At 54.7% G+C, this 483-nt stretch carries 1 pseudogene; it reads right to left on the bottom strand.

Going from position 1 to position 483, the window contains the following annotated elements:
• Nucleotides 1-207: 207 nt before the first annotated feature.
• Nucleotides 208-483, bottom strand: a pseudogene (locus AC2Q9J_RS17590) (IS30 family transposase); the annotation flags it as partial.

The raw sequence follows: 483 nt of genomic DNA, 5'->3' as shown, positions 1-483 counted from the left end.
TGACGGAGGCACGGAGCTTAAGGGCAACGTCAAAAGCAAGACCGTGGGCGCGTCTAGTGACACGCGAAGGAAATATCTAACTTGATATCTGAAGGACAGAGCCTCGCGTAAAAAACGCGTTCTTTATTTGGTTGATGTATTCTATTTGAAGGTGAACGGGCGCCATTTCACAAGAGTATTGATATTAAAGAAAATGACGGATTGACAAATTAAGCGCAACACTTCCTCGGTGAAGGCCTCGTGTGCGGTTTTCCAGTACAGGCATTTTCTCGGCCGCCCGTTGATCTTGGCGAGCGCGTCCGCGAGATCGTTGTGCGCCACCTGCGCGAAGTCCGTTCCTTTCGGGAAGAACTCGGGGAGGAGCCCGTTGGCGTTCTCGTTGCTCCCCCGTTGCCACGATGCGTACGGGTCGGCGAAATACATCGGGACGCCGAGTGACGCCTGGATGCGCTCGTGACCGCTGAACGCCTTGCCCCGGTTCGT

The organism is Planococcus sp. RAB007_Raresut (genome assembly GCF_057369535.1).
This window is presented reverse-complemented; position numbering and strand designations above follow the sequence as displayed.